General features: G+C 68.2%; 15 protein-coding genes and 1 pseudogene. 10 read left to right on the top strand and 6 right to left on the bottom strand.

Annotation, left to right across the window (positions count from 1 at the left end; all coding sequences use genetic code 11):
* Positions 1-118 precede the first annotated feature (118 nt).
* Positions 119-1,735 carry an extracellular solute-binding protein gene (locus tag AB0M35_RS27775; RefSeq protein ID WP_363749031.1) on the bottom strand — a complete coding sequence of 539 codons (1,617 nt, stop codon included), beginning with the start codon at positions 1,733-1,735 and terminating at the stop codon, positions 119-121.
* 284 nt (positions 1,736-2,019) lie between these two features.
* Between AB0M35_RS27775 and AB0M35_RS27780 the strand changes: the two genes are divergently transcribed.
* The 6 genes from AB0M35_RS27780 to AB0M35_RS27805 all read left to right on the top strand — a co-directional run bounded on the left by AB0M35_RS27780 (position 2,020) and on the right by AB0M35_RS27805 (position 6,872).
* The gene (locus AB0M35_RS27780; RefSeq protein ID WP_126713122.1) at positions 2,020-3,015 is read left to right on the top strand and encodes a LacI family DNA-binding transcriptional regulator; all 996 of its coding nucleotides are present in this window, start codon (positions 2,020-2,022) and stop codon (positions 3,013-3,015) included.
* A gap of 62 nt (positions 3,016-3,077) precedes the next feature.
* Positions 3,078-3,266, top strand: a complete 189-nt coding sequence (locus AB0M35_RS27785; RefSeq protein ID WP_363749033.1) for a hypothetical protein — start codon at positions 3,078-3,080, stop codon at positions 3,264-3,266.
* A 38-nt stretch (positions 3,267-3,304) separates the two neighbouring features.
* On the top strand, positions 3,305-4,831 hold the full coding sequence (locus AB0M35_RS27790; protein WP_363749035.1) for an alpha-L-arabinofuranosidase C-terminal domain-containing protein: 1,527 nt from the start codon (positions 3,305-3,307) through the stop codon (positions 4,829-4,831).
* Positions 4,746-5,864, top strand: coding sequence for a glycoside hydrolase 43 family protein (locus AB0M35_RS27795; RefSeq protein ID WP_363749037.1), 1,119 nt, complete (start codon positions 4,746-4,748; stop codon positions 5,862-5,864). The genes AB0M35_RS27790 and AB0M35_RS27795 overlap by 86 nt, the downstream gene beginning before the upstream one ends.
* A gap of 35 nt (positions 5,865-5,899) precedes the next feature.
* Positions 5,900-6,517 (top strand): hypothetical protein, encoded by a 618-nt coding sequence (locus AB0M35_RS27800; protein ID WP_363749095.1) that lies wholly within the window; start codon positions 5,900-5,902, stop codon positions 6,515-6,517.
* Positions 6,510-6,872, top strand: a complete 363-nt coding sequence (locus tag AB0M35_RS27805; RefSeq protein WP_363749039.1) for a hypothetical protein — start codon at positions 6,510-6,512, stop codon at positions 6,870-6,872. Before AB0M35_RS27800 ends, AB0M35_RS27805 begins: the two co-directional genes overlap by 8 nt.
* A 312-nt stretch (positions 6,873-7,184) precedes the next feature.
* On the opposite strand, the gene AB0M35_RS27810 is transcribed toward AB0M35_RS27805, so the two are convergent.
* Positions 7,185-8,315: a helix-turn-helix domain-containing protein gene (locus AB0M35_RS27810; protein WP_363749041.1), complete on the bottom strand. Its 1,131-nt coding sequence runs from the start codon at positions 8,313-8,315 to the stop codon at positions 7,185-7,187.
* Between the two features lie 125 nt (positions 8,316-8,440).
* Between AB0M35_RS27810 and AB0M35_RS27815 the strand changes: the two genes are divergently transcribed.
* Genes AB0M35_RS27815 through AB0M35_RS27825 form a run of 3 tightly spaced genes read left to right on the top strand, consistent with a single transcriptional unit; the run spans position 8,441 to position 11,948 of the window.
* Complete coding sequence (locus AB0M35_RS27815; RefSeq protein WP_363749043.1) at positions 8,441-9,784, top strand: NAD(P)-binding domain-containing protein; 1,344 nt, start codon at positions 8,441-8,443, stop codon at positions 9,782-9,784.
* On the top strand, positions 9,781-10,608 hold the full coding sequence (locus AB0M35_RS27820; RefSeq protein WP_363749045.1) for an SDR family NAD(P)-dependent oxidoreductase: 828 nt from the start codon (positions 9,781-9,783) through the stop codon (positions 10,606-10,608). The genes AB0M35_RS27815 and AB0M35_RS27820 overlap by 4 nt, the downstream gene beginning before the upstream one ends.
* Entirely contained in the window at positions 10,605-11,948 is a 1,344-nt protein-coding gene (locus AB0M35_RS27825; protein WP_363749047.1) for an MFS transporter, read from the top strand. Before AB0M35_RS27820 ends, AB0M35_RS27825 begins: the two co-directional genes overlap by 4 nt.
* A gap of 265 nt (positions 11,949-12,213) precedes the next feature.
* Here the strand turns inward: AB0M35_RS27825 and AB0M35_RS27830 are convergent, their stop codons facing one another.
* Both AB0M35_RS27830 and AB0M35_RS27835 read right to left on the bottom strand, forming a co-directional pair.
* Positions 12,214-12,747, bottom strand: coding sequence for a GNAT family N-acetyltransferase (locus AB0M35_RS27830; RefSeq protein WP_363749049.1), 534 nt, complete (start codon positions 12,745-12,747; stop codon positions 12,214-12,216).
* 62 nt (positions 12,748-12,809) lie between these two features.
* Positions 12,810-13,739 carry an XRE family transcriptional regulator gene (locus AB0M35_RS27835; protein ID WP_363749051.1) on the bottom strand — a complete coding sequence of 310 codons (930 nt, stop codon included), beginning with the start codon at positions 13,737-13,739 and terminating at the stop codon, positions 12,810-12,812.
* Between the two features lie 114 nt (positions 13,740-13,853).
* On the opposite strand from AB0M35_RS27835, the gene AB0M35_RS27840 reads away from it, so the two are divergent.
* Positions 13,854-14,723: an aminoglycoside phosphotransferase family protein gene (locus AB0M35_RS27840; protein WP_363749053.1), complete on the top strand. Its 870-nt coding sequence runs from the start codon at positions 13,854-13,856 to the stop codon at positions 14,721-14,723.
* Here the strand turns inward: AB0M35_RS27840 and AB0M35_RS27845 are convergent.
* Positions 14,720-15,571, bottom strand: coding sequence for a hypothetical protein (locus tag AB0M35_RS27845; protein ID WP_363749097.1), 852 nt, complete (start codon positions 15,569-15,571; stop codon positions 14,720-14,722). The two genes, AB0M35_RS27840 and AB0M35_RS27845, sit on opposite strands and share 4 nt — an antisense overlap.
* A 29-nt stretch (positions 15,572-15,600) precedes the next feature.
* A pseudogene (locus tag AB0M35_RS27850) lies at positions 15,601-16,013 on the bottom strand (transposase); the annotation flags it as partial.
* Positions 16,014-16,024: the final 11 nt, after the last annotated feature.

The following is a 16,024-nucleotide window of genomic DNA, read 5'->3' on the forward strand; positions in this document are numbered from 1 at the left end:
GCCCCCGCTCGGGGCGTCCTTCCTCCCCCCCCCCCCCCGCTCCGGTGTCGGGGGGCCCCCCCCCCCCGGGGGGGGGGGGGGGGCGCCCCCCCCCCCCCCCACGACTGCTCGCAGACTGTTACCAGTTGGCCAGACGGTCCTTGATGCCAGCGGTGACTGCGTCCTCGTACACCTTGACGTCGATCTTGCGAATGGAGTCGACGTAGGCCTGCCAGTTCTTGTCGAAGTCGGCGGGCGGGCCGGCGATGATCCCCGGCAGCTTCTGCACGCTGGTGTCGGTCAGCTGCTGGTTGACCTGGTTGGCGTCGTCGGAGAGAGTGAGGTTCCACGCCGGGTAGTACTTGGGGTTCTCCGGCGCCTTGTTCACGAATTCAAGCCAGGTCTTCTTGCCGTACTTCGCCATGAAGTCCTTGTCGTAGTCGCTCAGCGTCGCGTAGAACTCGGCGGGCTGGTCGTCGGGGCTGTAGGCGTTGCCGTCGGAGAACTTGCCGTTGCGCTTGGGCAGCATGTCGAGCAGCGCATCGAGACGGTTGGAGGCACGCCAGGTGAGGTCCTTGTAGTTCTTCCGCTGCTCGTCCGTGCGGGAGAAGATGCCGTCGGCGCCGACCTGGTAGTCCTCGCCAGCGATGCCCCAGGAGAGCGTCTTCTGCCACTCATCGCTGAGCATGATGTCGAGGAACTTCAGTGCCTTCTTCGGCTGCTTGCTGGAGACCGAGACGCCGAACCCCTGGTTGGTGTTCATGACGGGGCGGTCGGCGTACCAGGGCGTCACCCCGTCGTAGACGGGCATGAGGGGCACGTAGGTGTACTCGTCCTTGCCGGCGCTCTGCAGCGACTGGGTGGCGGTCTGGAAGTTCCAGCCCTGGTCGTGCATGCCGAGGACGGTGCCGGTGGCCAGCTTCGCGGTGTACTGGTCGAACGTCAGGGTGAAGGACTCGGGGTCGACGATACCCGCGTTGTACTGCTGGTTGAGGACCTTGTAGAAGTTCTTCGCGATGTCCTTGTCGGCGAAGATCGACGCGTTGTTGTTGCTGTCGACGACGACGCCACCGTTGTTCGGGAAGCCTGCCAGCTGCGCCGGCGGGTTAGTCATGCCCCACTCACGGCCCGTGGACGCCAGAATTTCGAAGCCGACGGTCGGGGCGCCGGCGGTCTGGGGGTGCTTCGCCTTGTAGTTCGAGATGAGCTGGAAGTAGCGGTCGAGCGTCATGTTGCTGAGGTCCGGGTAGCCGGCGTCCGCGAGCACACGCTTCTGGATCCAGAACGCGGGACCGTAGTAGACGCCGCCCGTGATGTCGCCGTAGAAGCGGTTGTAGTTCGGGAGGATGTACAGGCCCTTGTCCACCTCGTCGCCCGAGTAGCTCATCTTCTTGATGTCGTCCTTGACGTGCTCGGCGATGTTGGGGTAATCCCCCTTGGCCAGCATGTCGTCCAGGCGCCGCAGAGCGCCGCCCTGCAGGAGACGCTGCTTCAGGTCGCCGGTGCCGATGAGGTCGGGGAACTCACCGCCGGCGAGCATGACACCGATCTTCTGGTCCTCGTTGTCCGGCGTGACGATCTCGTACTTGAGGGTGACACCGAGCTTGTCCTTGAGCAGCTTGGTGATCTTGTTTTCGGGTGCCGGGGCCTGCTGGGCCGACGTGATCCAGACCGTGAACGTCGTGGGGTCACTGGGGGTCAGCGTTCCCGAGTCGTCTTCGGGGTTGTCGGCAGAGGTGCATCCGACAAGTCCCACTAACACGGCTGCAGCCAGGACAACAATTGACAACTTCGTTCTTGTGGTACGCACCGAGGGCTCTCCCTTGAGAACAGTTCCGGTCGTCCTCGACTGGAATTCGTGGCATATCGACGCGAGCTGGGGCTTGGCGTCCTCATATTGAGCGGGATTTTAGCGTTAAAGTAGAGAGTCGATCGTGTTGCGTCAAGGCCCGCCCCGGCGTGTGGATGGGTGGCGGGCTTCTCGCCAGACGACGTTGCTGAGCTGGCAGAATGCCGCGATAAGGAGGATATGTGGTAAGGATGGCGGACGTCGCCCGTGAGGCGGGCGTCTCGGTCATGACCGTGTCGAACGTCGTCAATGAGCGCCTCCCGGTCAACGAGCCGACGCGCGCCCGTGTCATGGCCGCCGTCGAGGCGCTGGGGTACGAGGTCAACCTGACCGCGCGCCACCTGCGCGCGGGACGGACCGACACCGTCGCCTTCATCGTGCCGAGCTTCCACGACTACTTCGGTGAGGTCTCCGACAAGATCGCGCCGCTGATCGAGGCCGAGGGGCGGCACCTCGTCCTTGAGCGGACGAGCGGCAGCCCCGAGCATGAGATGGCGGCGCTGAGCGTCGCGCGACTCCAGCTCTACGACGGCGTCCTGCTGTCCGTCGTCGGACTCGACCGCGACCAGCTGGACCGCGTGCGTACCGCCAAGCCCATCGTGCTGCTCGGCGAGCGTGACGTGCCCGACCGGTTCAACCACGTGCGGCTGGCGAACGAAGAGGGCGCCCGCCTCGCGACGGCGCACATGATCGAGCACGGCTCGCGGCGCATCGTTGGGTTGGGCTGCACGTTCGACACCGCGCACATGATGACGTCGGACCGCCGCATTGGCTGGGAGCGCGCACATCGCGATGCCGGCCTCGATGTCGACGCACGCTATGTGGTGCCCATCTCCACGTTCACGTCGGCGGCCGGACGTGATGCCCTGCTCGATGTGATCGCGTCCGGTCTGCCCTTCGACGGCGTCTTCGCCGTCACCGACGTCGTCGCGCTCGGCGCGGTCGCGGCCCTGGCAGAGAGCGGGCTCCGGGTGCCCACCGACGTCCAGCTCGCCGGGTTCGACAACCTCGACATGTCAAGCTTCGTCCCGCCCGGCCTCACCTCCGTCGACGCGAACCATGAAGGTGTCGCTGAGACCGCGGTGGGTCTGCTGCACCGGCAGATGGCGGGCTGGACCGGCCCGGCCGAGCACGTCGTCGCGCCCGTCCGTCTCGTGGTACGTGGCTCCACCCGCGGTGGGGCTTAGGGCCGTGCAACCACCCGCGCCGTTTAGCCCGTTTCGGTCGAAGGAAACCATGTCGAGCACCTATGGGCGCACGTCCGCCTTGCGCGCCGTCCCCGCATCCTCGATCACCGGGACGCGGCACCGGCCTCTACGACCCCGACACCGCCACCGAGCTCGTCGACGAGCACACGGTGACAGCGATCCCGTTCTCGACCTGGGGCAACCGCGCCCCCGGCCCGATGCGGGTCTGGCTTCCGCGAGCTCCTCGCTGAGGCATGCAATGACGGAACACGCAACTGATGGGGAGACAATGACGACGACCACGACCGCAGTGATCGACCTCGACCTGCCCGGCGCCACGATCAGCCGGCACGTGTACGGGCACTTCGCCGAGCACCTGGGGCGGTGCATCTACGGCGGGTTCTGGGTGGGTGAGGACTCGCCGGTCGCGAACGTGCGGGGCATCCGCTCGGACGTGGTCGAGGCGTTGCGGGCGATCTCGATCCCGAACCTGCGTTGGCCGGGCGGCTGCTTCGCCGACGACTACCACTGGCGTGACGGCATCGGCCCGCGCGAGAGCCGCCCGCGGATGGTCAACTCGCACTGGGGCGACGTGGTGGAGGACAACGCGTTCGGCACGCACGAGTTCATGGACCTGTGCGAGCTGCTCGGTGCGGACCCGTACGTGTCGGGGAACGTGGGGTCCGGGTCGGTGGCGGAGATGTCGGACTGGGTGGAGTACCTGACCCGGGCGGACGACTCACCGATGGCGGCGCTGCGGCGGGCGAACGGGCGCGAGAAGCCGTGGCGGGTGCCGTTCTGGGGCCTGGGCAACGAGGCGTGGGGCTGCGGCGGCAACCTGCGCGCCGAGCAGTTCGCGTCTCTGGCCCGGCAGTACGCCACCTACTGCCGCAACCACGGCGGCAACCTGCTGTACCGGATCGCGGCGGGCGCGAACGAGGCCGACCTGCACTGGACCGAGACGCTCATGCGCTCGTTCGACGACCTGGCGGCGGACCCGGCCGGGTCGGCGGGCCCGTTCCAGGCCGTGTCGCTGCACTATTACACGATGGCCGGGTCGTGGTCGGACAAGGGCGACGCCACCGGGTTCAGCACCGACGAGTGGTACGTGACCATGGCCCGCGCCCGGCGCATGGAGGAGCTGCTCACCCGGCACTCCACGGTCATGGACCGCTACGACCCGCACCGCAAGGTCGGCCTGGTCGTGGACGAGTGGGGCACGTGGTGGAACGTGGAGAAGGGCACCAACCCCGGGTTCCTGTACCAGCAGAACACGCTGCGCGACGCCCTGGTCGCCTCCGTGCACCTCGACGCGTTCCACCGGCACGCCGAGCGGGTGGTCATGGCGAACATCGCCCAGACCGTCAACGTGCTGCAGGCCATGATCCTCACCGACCCCGACACGGGGGCGCTCGTGCTCACCCCGACGTACCACGTCTTCGCTATGAACACCGGCCACCACGATGCCGCCGCCCTCGCGGTTCACCTGCGCGACGTCGAGACTCGCGCCGTCGACGCGACCGAGCTGCCGCTGGTCTCGGCGTCCGCGTCGGTCAAGGGCGACACCGCCCTGGTCTCGCTGTCCAACCTCGACGCCGAGACGGACCGCACCCTCGTCCTGGACCTGCGCGGCCGCGACGTCGTCGGGCACACCGCGCGGGTGCTGACCGCCACCGCGCTCGACGCGCACAACATCCCCGAGCAGCTCGACGCCGTCGCCCCCACCGACCATGCCGGCGTGGGCCCCCATCCCCGGGGGCTCGAGGTCGACCTGCCCGCCCACTCCTACGTCACCGTGGCGCTCGAGCTGCGCTGATGGACCGACCGAACGTGAACATCCGCGACGGCGGGGCGGGGCAGACTTCACCAACCCTGTCATCTTCGCGGACGTGCCCGACCCGGACGTCGTCTTCGACGGCCGGTACTACTACATGGTCAGCACGACGATGTACTTCGCGCCGAGCGTCCCGATCATGCGCTCGAGCGACCTGGTGCACTGGTCCATCGCCGGGTACGCTGCGGCGATCCTCGACGACGCGGACGCGCTGGCGCTGCGCAACGGCCAAGACGCGTACGGCCAGGGCAGCTGGGCAGCGAGCATCAGGTTCCATGACGGGACCTACTACGTGTCGGTCGGCAGCCTCACCACGCAGCAGACGTACGTCTACTCGACTCCCAACATCGAGCGCGGGCCGTGCAGCAGGTCGGTGCTCGACGGGTACGCCCACGATCAGTCGCTGCTGTTCGACGGCGACGACGTCTGGCTTGTCTACGGTGGCGGGTCGATCGACCTGCGCAGGCTGCGGCGGCACGACGACGGGACCCTCGGGTGGGACGGCCCGGCGACGCGGCTCGTCGAGGACGCCAACGTCGACCAGACCAGCGGTCTGCACGCCGAAGGCGCTCACGCGTACAAGATCGGGGACTACTACTACGTCTTCATGATCGAGTGGCCGTCGGGTGGCGTCCGCCAGGAGGTGCTGTGGCGGTCGCCGTCCCTCACGCCGCAGTCGGCGGGCGGCGCGTGGGAGGGCCGGGTCGTGCTGAGCCAGGGCGTGACGGTCGGGGGCCGGCCCGGAACCGGCGTGGCCCAGGGCGGAGTCGTCCAGACGTACGACGGGCAGTGGTACGCCATGCTGTTCCAGGACGAGGGCCCGCTGGGTCGTTCGCCTCAGCTCGTTGGCGTGACCTGGGACGACGACGGGTGGCCGGTTTTCACTCTCAATCCGCAAGCGCCCGCGGCGGCGCACGGACGGCCGGCGACGGGGCCGCCGTCGTTGCCTCGGACGACTTCGACAACCTCCGTGAGCGCGCGGGCTACTGGAACACCACCAACGCGGATTTTCTGACAGAGTCGGCCGACAACGCATGGAACGGGTCGAACCTGGGGCTGCAGTGGCAGTGGAACCACAACCCGGACAACCGGTTCTGGTCGCTCACCGAGCGGCCCGGACACCTGCGGCTGACCACGGGCAGCGTCGCGTCGAGCATCCTCGATGCGCGTAACACGCTCACCCAACGCACGCTCGGACCCACGAGCTCCGGCACCATCTCGCTGGACGTCTCGCACATGCAGGACGGGGACGTCGCAGGCATCTCCGCCTACCAGCGCACGTACGGATACATCGCCGTGACGATGGAGGGCGGAACCAGGAGCCTGGTGATGCGCCGGGCAGGCGGCGACGGCGTCATCGCCTTCACCAGCGCACCGGTGCCGCTGCGGGCGGACGTCGTCTACCTGCGCGCGGACGTCGACTTCCGGGATGCCGTCGATACGGCATCGTTCGCGTACTCGTACGACGGCAGCAACTGGACGCGTCTGGGCGACACCGTGCCGATGCGGTACGACCTCGCGCACTTCACCGGGTACCGGTTCGTCCTCTTCAACTACGCCACCACCGAGCCCGGGGGACACGTCGACGTGGACTGGTTCCGGGTCAGCGACACCATCGGGCTCGCAAACCCTACTCACCGACCGAGCGAAGGAGCTGTCCATGACTGAGCAGGCGACGTCAGCCCTGCTGATCGACGGACAGGAACCCGCCGAGGTGCCGCTGCATCACGTGTGGAACGAGTGCGTCGGTGCCGGCCGCGCGAACGAGGCGTTGCGGGCCGACTGGCAGGCGCACTTCCGCGAGGCCGTCCAGGTGCTGGGCGCCCGGCACGTGCGCTTCCACGGCCTGTTTCACGACGACATGTTCGTCTACCGGACGGACTACGGCGGCGGCTTCGGCCCGAACCAGCCGCTGCCCGAGCCGGTCTACACGTTCGCGTATGTCGACAAGGTGTTCGACGCGATCCTCGACGCCGGCCCTGGCCAGCGGAAACGCGGTCAGGGCTTCGACTTTCTTCTATGAGGTTTTGAACAGCCCCCCGAAAACCCCCCGTTTACCGGGTGGGGCATTCACGTTTCGCGTAGCGGGTGGCCATGGCACGTGCTGCTTGAGCTGGTTGATGCCCACTCGACGGCGTGCCGTAGCCGGTAGAGGTCTGTTGAAGGCGGGTGGCCGTCCGCCTTGGGTCCCTTGGCCTTGCGGTTGGCGTACTGGTCGGCCTTTGCTCGGGATACAGACCCGGAACTTCGGCGGCGGGCGTACCCGCGGTTGCCGCGGCAACGTGTCATCCCACAGTGGAACAACCGCCTGGACAAAACGCCGCACGGCGCGAGATCAGGTCGCGTCGCGCAGCCAGGTTCGGCAAAGCCACCAGGCGGTCATGGCACCGAAGGTGCCCGCCGGGTCGATGCCGGTGACGGCGGCGAAGCGCCGGACCCGATTGCGAACCGTGTTGGGGTGCACGAAAAGGCTCGCCCCGGCGAGGTCGACATCGCGGTCGCTCTCCAGCCAGGCGAGCACGGCGTGCGCCACCGATTCGGCAGTCGGTCCGAGGGCCGCCCAAGCGGGCGCGTACCGGTCGAGCAGCACCGTTGCCAGGTCTGCCCGCTCGGTCAACGCCGCCAGCCAGGCCACATCGGCAATGTGGATCAGTCCGGTGCGGCCGGTGGACTCGGCGGCGGTCAGGGCTGCGGTGGCGAGCCGCTGCACCGGCGCGAGTTTCTCCGGTTCGGCCGGACCGGCGAGCCCTGCCACGGCCCCGGTCGCCTTCAGGCGGGCGGACGGTGCCCGGGACAGAACTCCGACCATCAGGTCGTCCATGGTTGCGCACAGCACCGGCGGGTGCTCGCGCACGGCTCGTTCGATGCCGGCGGCGGTTTCCCCGGGCCGGGCGACGAGCACCCACAGCCCGTCGGTGACCGGAAGGCCGGCCTCGGCGGCTGCCAGCGTGGCCGCCGAACCACCCTGGAGCAGCCGCCGCAGCAGTGCCGTGTCTCGGCGCCCGGGAAGCGGATCCGTGCTGGCTCCGGTAGCCCGATGCGCGCTGATCAGCCGGGCCCGGACGGCCTCGGCCCAGTCGTCGTAAAGGTCCCGGACGTCCAGCAGTTGCTCGGCGCTGACGCCTTGGTCCCGGGCGAGTTCCCGGGCCCGGGCCCAGATCGCGCGCTCGGCGAAGTGGATCGCGCCCAGCACTGATTCGATCGGCACGCCCTGCCGGGCACGGGTGACACCGAGGTCCGCGACGAACGACAGCTCAGCTTCGGTGGGGCCGCGCCGTGCGACCAATGCGCGGGTTGCGGCCACCAGCAGAGCGCGGGTGTGTCCGGCGATGTCGGAGGTGGGCAGTGCGGAGACCTCCCGCACGGTGGTACGGACTCCGGCGACCACCGACGGCAGCAGTTCGTCATCGCCCACGACGCGTTCGATCAGGTCCACCATCGTCGTCCAGCCGTCCGGATGCGTCATCCTGTCATGCTCCCCGCCGTTGTGGTGCGCTACAACAAGCACCCGAAACTGCGTGCTCCACGCCATGTATTCGCCCCCGTGCAGGCCCTACGGTTTGGCGGAAGCTACAACCGTCGAGGAGCACCGTGGCCGTTTCTTCGAGTCGGGTGGCGGTGATCGGTGCGGGAGCAGCCGGTCTCGCCACGGTGAAGGCGCTGCTCGACGCCGGTTGTGCGGTGGTGGCGTACGAGAAGGGTGACCGGCCCGGTGGCCTGTGGGTCAGGGACAACAGCAGCGGCCTGTCTCCGGCGTACGCCTCCCTGCACTTGAACACCAGCAAACGCCGCACCGAGTTCGCGGATTTTCCAATGCCTGCGGACTGGCCCGACTATCCGTCGGCCAGTCGCGTCGCCAGTTACCTGGCCGACTATGCGCAGTCATTCGGGCTCATTCCGCACATCCGGTTCGGGAGCACGGTCACCCGCGTCGAGCGTGACCGGCTCTGGGCGGTGACGACCGAGTCCGGTGACACCGAGCGGTACGACGCCGTGGTGGTCGCGAACGGCCACAACTGGCATCCGCGCTATCCGGATCCGGCTTATCCGGGGACGTTCCACGGCACCCAGATGCACGCCCACGACTACCGCACTCCGGACGTCTTCCTGGATCGGCGGGTGCTGATCGTCGGCATGGGCAACTCGGCCATGGACATCGCGGTGGACGCCTCGCACGTCGCTCGAGGGCCGGTCCTGCTCTCCGCCCGGCGCGGCGTCCACATCGTCCCCAAATACCTGTTCGGCCGCCCGGCCGACGCGACCGGCGGCGCCCTCGCCGCCCTGCCGTGGCGGCTGCGGCAGCGCATCGCCGAGACCCTGTTGCGGCTCGCCGTCGGGACCCCGCAGAAGTACGGCTTACCCGCCCCGGCCGGTGGCCTGTTCCAGAACCATCCGACGATCAGCGACACGATCCTGCACCGGCTCACCCACGGCGAGGTGACCCCACGTCCCGGCATCGAACGGCTGGACGGGGAACGGGTGATGTTCACCGACGGCAGCGCCGACCCGGTCGACGTGATCGTCTGGGCCACCGGGTACCGGGTGAGTATCCCGTTCCTGTCTCCTCAATGGCTGGGCCCCGACCCCCAGCAGTTGCCGCTGTACCAGCGGGTCTTCCATCTCGACGACCCCAGCCTGGCATTCGTCGGCTTGATGCAGTCCACCGGTGCCGCTCTGCCGGTCGTGGAGGTCCAGGCCAAACTGGTCGCCGCGTATCTCTCCGGCGGCTATGCCCTGCCCGGCATCGACGAACAGCAGCACGCCGTGCAGCGAGCCTTGCGCGCCGCCATCGAGCGGTGGGGCACGAACGCGCGGCCGCACATGCGTATCGATTTCGACCGGTACGTCGCCGACCTGCCCAGGGAGATCGCGGCTGGCCGGAATCGCCTCGCCCGGGGCGGACGCACCTTCACCGCCGAGGAGAGTGTGGTTTGAGCGCCCGAGACCCCCGCGGATTGCGTGTCCTCGTCACCGGTGCCTCCGGCACGTTCGGCCGGGCCATCTGTGCCCGGCTGGACGAGCTGGGGGCCCAGGTCGTCGGGTTGGACCTGGCCCCCCGTGCCGATGACCCGGTCCGGGTCCTGGCCTGCGACATCACCGACGACGACGCGGTGCCGGCGGTGGTACGCGAAGCAATTGACCAGCTCGGTGGGCTCGACCTGCTGATCAACAACGCCGGGATCGGTGGGCCTGCCCCGGCCGAACTGGCGCCGAGCGCGGAAGTACGCCGCCAGCTCGACATCAACCTGCTGGGCACCTGGCGGGTCACCGCCGCATGTGTGGACGCGCTGGTCGCCTCTGGTGGCCGGATAGTCATGCTCAGCTCGCGGATGGCCGTCATGCAGTTGCCGCTGGCCGCTGCATACGGTGCCTCCAAGCGCGCCCTGGTCGCGTACGCGGACGCGCTGCGTCTGGAGCTCGGCACCCATGTCGGCGTCACCTGCGTGTACCCGTCGGCGGTACGAAGCCCGATCCACGACTCGACGGCCGCGGCCGGGCTCTCGCTGGAGGGCATGAGCCAATACGAGCCGCTGGACGGGGTGGTCCGGACCGTGCTGCGCGCCGCGCTCAGTCGTCGCCCTCGCCGTGATCTACCCACCACCCGGCGGGGCGCGGTCGAGTTCTTCCTGGCCCGTCACCTGCCCGCGCTGACCGATCGGATCGTGGCGCGCACCCTCGCCGGCCGGGTCCGTTCCGGCGCGTTCCAGGGCGCCAAGCTGGCCGCGGGTGTGGTCGCACGGCACGAGGCGACCCGATGACGGCGCTGCGCGGGGCGGCGGGCGAGGTGCGGACCAGGGCAGGTGACCTGATCGCGTACGCCACCGGTTCGGTCGGGATGGGCGTCTGGGTGACCGTTCCCGGCCTGCTGTTGCTCTATTTCCTCACCAATACGCTCGGTGTCTCGCCGTTCCTGGCCGGTCTCACCCTGCTGCTGCCGAAGATCATCGACATCATCGTGCATCCGATGCTGGGCAGCCGATCCGACCGAGAAGCGCGCAGCAGCGGACACCGCCTCGGCATGCTGCGGGTCGGTCTGCTGCTTCCGGTGGCCATGGTGGCGATGTTCTCGGTGCCCGCCGGTTTCTCCGGCGCATCGGCGGCGCTCTGGGTGGGCGGCTGGTTCATCGCCGGCAACCTGCTCTTCGCGTGTTTCCAGGTGCCCTACCTGACCACCCCGTCCGATCTTCGAGTCGGGTACCACGAGCGCACCCGGGTGTTCATGTTCCGGATGCTCTTCCTCACCCTCGGGTTGCTTGGTGCCGGTGTGGCCGCACCTGCGCTGGTGGAGTCGGGACAGCGCGGCGACTACGGCTGGATGGCCCTGCTGCTCTCCGGCGTCATGGTGATCTCCGGGCTGGTCGCACTGACCGGGGTACGGCGTCTCACTGCCCACGCCGGTTTCCGGATGCCCGACCAGCAGGCAGCCCACTCGACCCTCGGTGACATCGCGGTCGCCTGGCGGGACCCCGACTTCCGCGCGCTCGTGCTGTCCTACCTGTTCACCGGCACCACTACTCACCTGTTCCTCGCAGCGCTGCCGTTCTACACCAAGTACGTCTTCGAGAACTCTGGACTAACCGCCGTGTTCATGGGGGCGTTCCTCGGTCCAGCGGTCGTCGCCGGTCCGGTGTGGATGCAGGTGTCCCGGCGCATCGGCAAGCAGCGTGGCCTGCTGATCTGCCAGGCGGTCTTCGTGGCCGGTTCGCTGGCGCCGCTGCTCGGCTACGGCACCGGGCCGGCTGTCGCGGTGGTCGGCGTCCTGGGCATCGCGTTCGCCGGGCTGCAGCTGTTCGCGTTCTCGATGGTCCCGGATGCGGTCGCGGCCGCCGAACAGCGCGGTACCGTCCGGGCTGGCGCCTACACCGGTGTCTGGACTGCCACCGAAGCCACCGGCACCGCAATCGGCCCGTACGTGTACTCGGCCGTGCTCGCCCTGGGCGGCTTCATCTCCACCACCGAGGGGCAGACCGTGACGCAGCCAGAGTCCGCCCACACCGCCCTGTTGATCGGCTTCACCGTGGTCCCGGCGGTGCTGATGGCCGCGGCGCTGACATTCCAAGTGCGCTGGAAGCTGGATCGGACACGCCACACCGGTTGAGCATTACGTGCTCAGGCCGGCACCGGTCGCCGAGCGAAAGCTCACATGGCCAGCGTCCCGAGCATCGGGCGGGGGAGCCAGCAGCCAGAATGCCCAACGCCAGCCGACGGCGTCGGCCAAGAATGCCGCGACGGCGGCGGGGGCTGTCCGACCGAGCTGTGGCTGGCGCAGTCGGCAGACAACGACACGCAGCGGCGGAGAGCAGCCGAGACACCGCCTCGGCTCGTTGCGAGGGTTCGGCGCCAGTTGGCTGGACCGGTTTCTACTACGCAGTCGGGCGTAGCTGTAGCGGTAGAACCAGCAGATCCATCGTCGGCCCCCAAGAGAGCGCCGACGTGCCTAACTGTTGCCACCCCGCTCGCTCGTACATGCGACGGGCCGCAGAGGCGGGATTAGAAGCTAGCGTCGCGTACTGCTCGGAACGGCCAGCAAGTAACCGGCGCATCAGCTCTGCGCCGATGCCCTTCCCGCGATGGCTCGGATGCACCATCCACTCCATCACGGCGAACTTGTCCGCTTCATGGATCTCGGGCGGCGGATCCACGGTAGCGCGCGACCACCATGTACCGGTTGCCATCGTCCATCCGTAGGCGGCTCCGAGCAGCAGGGTGCCGTCAGTGGCGGTGATCAAGCTGAATCCCGGCCGAGTCGTCTCCTCCGGTAGGTCCTCGCGGAATCGGGCGACCTGCTCAGGCCCTTCACTGTACGGCGGCTCGGCGTAAACGATCGCGTACAGGTTTTCCAGGGCGTCGAAGACCTGTCGGGCTTCGTCACGGGCGACGCTGTGATAGGTGGGCACCCCTGGATGTTATGGCCGGACATCAGTTCGCGCGGCGATCGGATCTGACGCTGCGGGCACCGCTACGACTCGACTCGCTCAAGGAGTTCGCGGTATGGCGACTGCTTCCGTTCGCTGTCAGGCACCGCCACGACAACCTGCCGCGCCACACTGCGGACGAGCTCGTTGTGTTGGCTGGTCGGCAAACGGTCCAGGAGGTCGGCAGCCAGCCGCAGTCCGTCCGGAACATGCCCCGTTCGGATCAGTGCTGCCGCTCGATGCAGCTCGACCTGCGTACGCAGCCTTATCTGCGACGCCGGGTAGAGAGCGAGCGCACGATCCTGGGCCTCGCCTGCCCGCCTGTAGTTGGCGGCGTGCGTGTACACCCAGGATTCGGTGTGCCGCAGCCGATGCTCCGGCCACCCCCACAGGCTCTCGACGTCGTTGACCACGGTGGCCGGGAGCTGCTCGGCCATGCGGGCCAGCTGCTGGACCGTCGCGACGGCCTCCGCGTGTCGGCCGGCCAGCGACAGTGCCTGCGCCCGGCCGGCAAGCAGACCACAGGTAGCAGCGCTGGCCCGCCCATCCAGCAGCGGCAGAACCTCATCTGACACGGCCACCACCTGCACGGCTGGACGGCCGTCGTAGGAGCCGTTCACGACATCCCAGGCTCGTACCATGATCTGCGCGTCGGGATCTGCGGACTCATCGGCGACCCGCCGTGCGGTGTGCCACCACCGGCGGGCGGCAATTGCTTGCCCGGACGCGACAAGGCCGAGCGCGATAATGACCGACAGCTGGCCTGCTGCCTTCAGGAGAAGCGGTCGCCGCTCACCCTGGTCGACGGCGATCTGGTGCTGCAGCACTGCCAAGTCTCGGCCGAGCTGAGTCATCACCTGGTCGTGCGGCTGCTGGTAATAGCACCGGCCGTAAGCGGCAACGATGTCAGGCCACTCATCGTGGTCGACGTCGATGGCGGCAGTCAGGCCGTGACGTAGCGCCTCGAGCCCCACGAGGCGGTCGCCGGTGGGTGCGGCAGCAATCGCAAATCCGGGGGTGCAAGTGGTGGCAGTCGGGTGCACTTGCGGGTTCGCGGAGTCGGGGCGTTTCTGGGAGAGGATGGCGGGGTGCGTACGGATGAGGCGGTCCGCGTGGCGACGTTGGCTGGTGCACGGGTAGGCATGCCGGTTGATGATGCGCAGGTGCTCCGTGTTGGCGAGAACGGCGTGGTGCTGTTGTCTGGCGTGGGGGTGCTGGTGCGGGTCGTGCCGGGTGCGGGGGCGGTGCAACGGGTGCGGCTGGAGATTGCGGTGGCTGAATGGTTGGCGTCGCAGGGTGTACCGGTGGCGCGTCCGGTGCGGTCGGAGCCGATCGTGGTCGATCAGCATGTGGTCTCGTTGTGGGAGTACCTGCCGGGCGGGCATTCGGCGGACCTGGTAACGCTTGCGCGGTGTCTGCGTCTCCTCCATAGTGTGCCCCGGCCGGTCGGGCTGTTGACTCGCGTGTCGCCGTTTTCGAGGCTTCGTGAGCAGTTGGTGTCGGCCGTAGGCCTGGATGAACGCGACAGGGCGTTTTTGCGCGAGTTTCGTGACGGACTCGCAGTGCAGTGGGATCACGCGACGTTCGCGCTCGGGGAGGCGGTGCTGCATGGTGACGCGCACATGGAGAACCTGTTGGTCACGGCGGCAGGCAGATGCGCCTTCATCGACTTGGAGTCCGTGTGTGTCGGACCGCCGGAGTGGGATCTGACGCTCAGCGCCCTCTACTACGAGTGCGGGTGGTTTTCCGACCACGAATACGTCACCTTCGCGGATAGCTATGGCTATGACGTGCGGTGCAGCCCAGCTTGGCCGGTACTGCGGCAGATCCGGATGCTGCGGATGACTCTGTGGCTGGCGCAGTCGGCAGACAACGACACGCCGCGACGGCAGCAGCTGAGACACCGCCTGGACTCGTTGCGGGATGGTTCGGCGCCGGCCGGCTGGACAGGCTTCTAGACCTGTGACGCGGCGACACCACTGAGCTGGGCCCGCACCGCAACCAGGTCATCCTTGAGGCCTGGTTCCGCGTCAACGTGTTCGAGGATGTGTGCGAGGATCCGAACGTCATCGCGCAAGCGGCTGGAGTACACGCCGGCCGCGTCCGTGCAACCGGCTCGTGCTGAGGGTAAGGCGTCGGCGACGTTACCCTGGTATGCCTGTAGGCAGGCTATCCGGATCATGGTCAGCGCTCGGGACCTCGCCACCGTGCCGGGGTGAAGCTCGTATGCGGCGTGCAGTCGCGTGATCGTGGCATCGGTTAGCGCCGGGTTGTTGGCGGTCAACGCGAGATCGCACATGGCGTGTCCGGCGTCGCCGAGGATTTGACCGAGGTCCGCGTAGTACCCCCAGGTGGGGTCGTGTGCGCCATCTGCCGGGCTGGCGTCGAAATGCTCGTCGCACAGGCCGACGGCACGACGGCATTGCCCGGCATCGCGAAGGGCCCCATATGCCCGCGCCTCCACGATTCCTATGACCGCACGGCCCAGCGGAGGTAGATCACGCCACCCGCTCCGGGCAAGATCGACGATCTGTAGGGCTTCCTTGGCTTTACCTCTGTAGGTGAGATGCCTACTCAGGCTCGTGACGGTGTGGGCGCGCTGCTGGACGTCTTCGGCTTCGGTCGCGAGTCGAATCGACCTGACGAAGTACCCGTGAGCCGTCCCGGCGTCCTCGCCTGCATCGAAGCACGCCCAGCCGACGAGGTCACCGAGCCGGGCTGCCGTCGAAAGCCACTGCCGGCGTACGGCATGACTGGCCGATGCCTGACGGATGGCGCGGCACGCCCATTCGAATTGCCCCGCCATCGCGGCACGAGCAAGACCACCCCCGTATCGACGATCTTCTTCCCGGCGTCGGTGCCCTGTGTGGTTAGGGGACGTTGGTGGAGGTCTTCACGCTTTGGCTGTCCATGATGGACGCGGTGGGTTCGATGGTGCGGCCGTGGTGGTCGCGGACGAGGCCGGTGAGTTGGTAGTTGAGTTCGGTGAAGATGCCTTCCTTGCTCCATGCGGCGAAGTAGCCGTAGACCGTCGCGTGGGGCGGGAAGTCGTGGGGTAGGTAGCGCCAGGCGATGCCGGTGCGGTTGACGTAGAGGATGGCGTTGAAGATGTCGCGCAGGTCGTGGGTGGGGGCGCGGCCGCTGACGCCGGCGTCGGTGCGGGCCTGTCGCCAGGCGGTCAGGCGGGGTGCGATCAGGGCCCAGCGGGCGTCGGACAGGTCGGACGGATAGGGTCGCCGTGCGGTCATGACTCAGGCGT

It is taken from the genome of Micromonospora sp. NPDC051196 (assembly GCF_040682415.1).
Lineage (GTDB): Bacteria > Actinomycetota > Actinomycetes > Mycobacteriales > Micromonosporaceae > Micromonospora.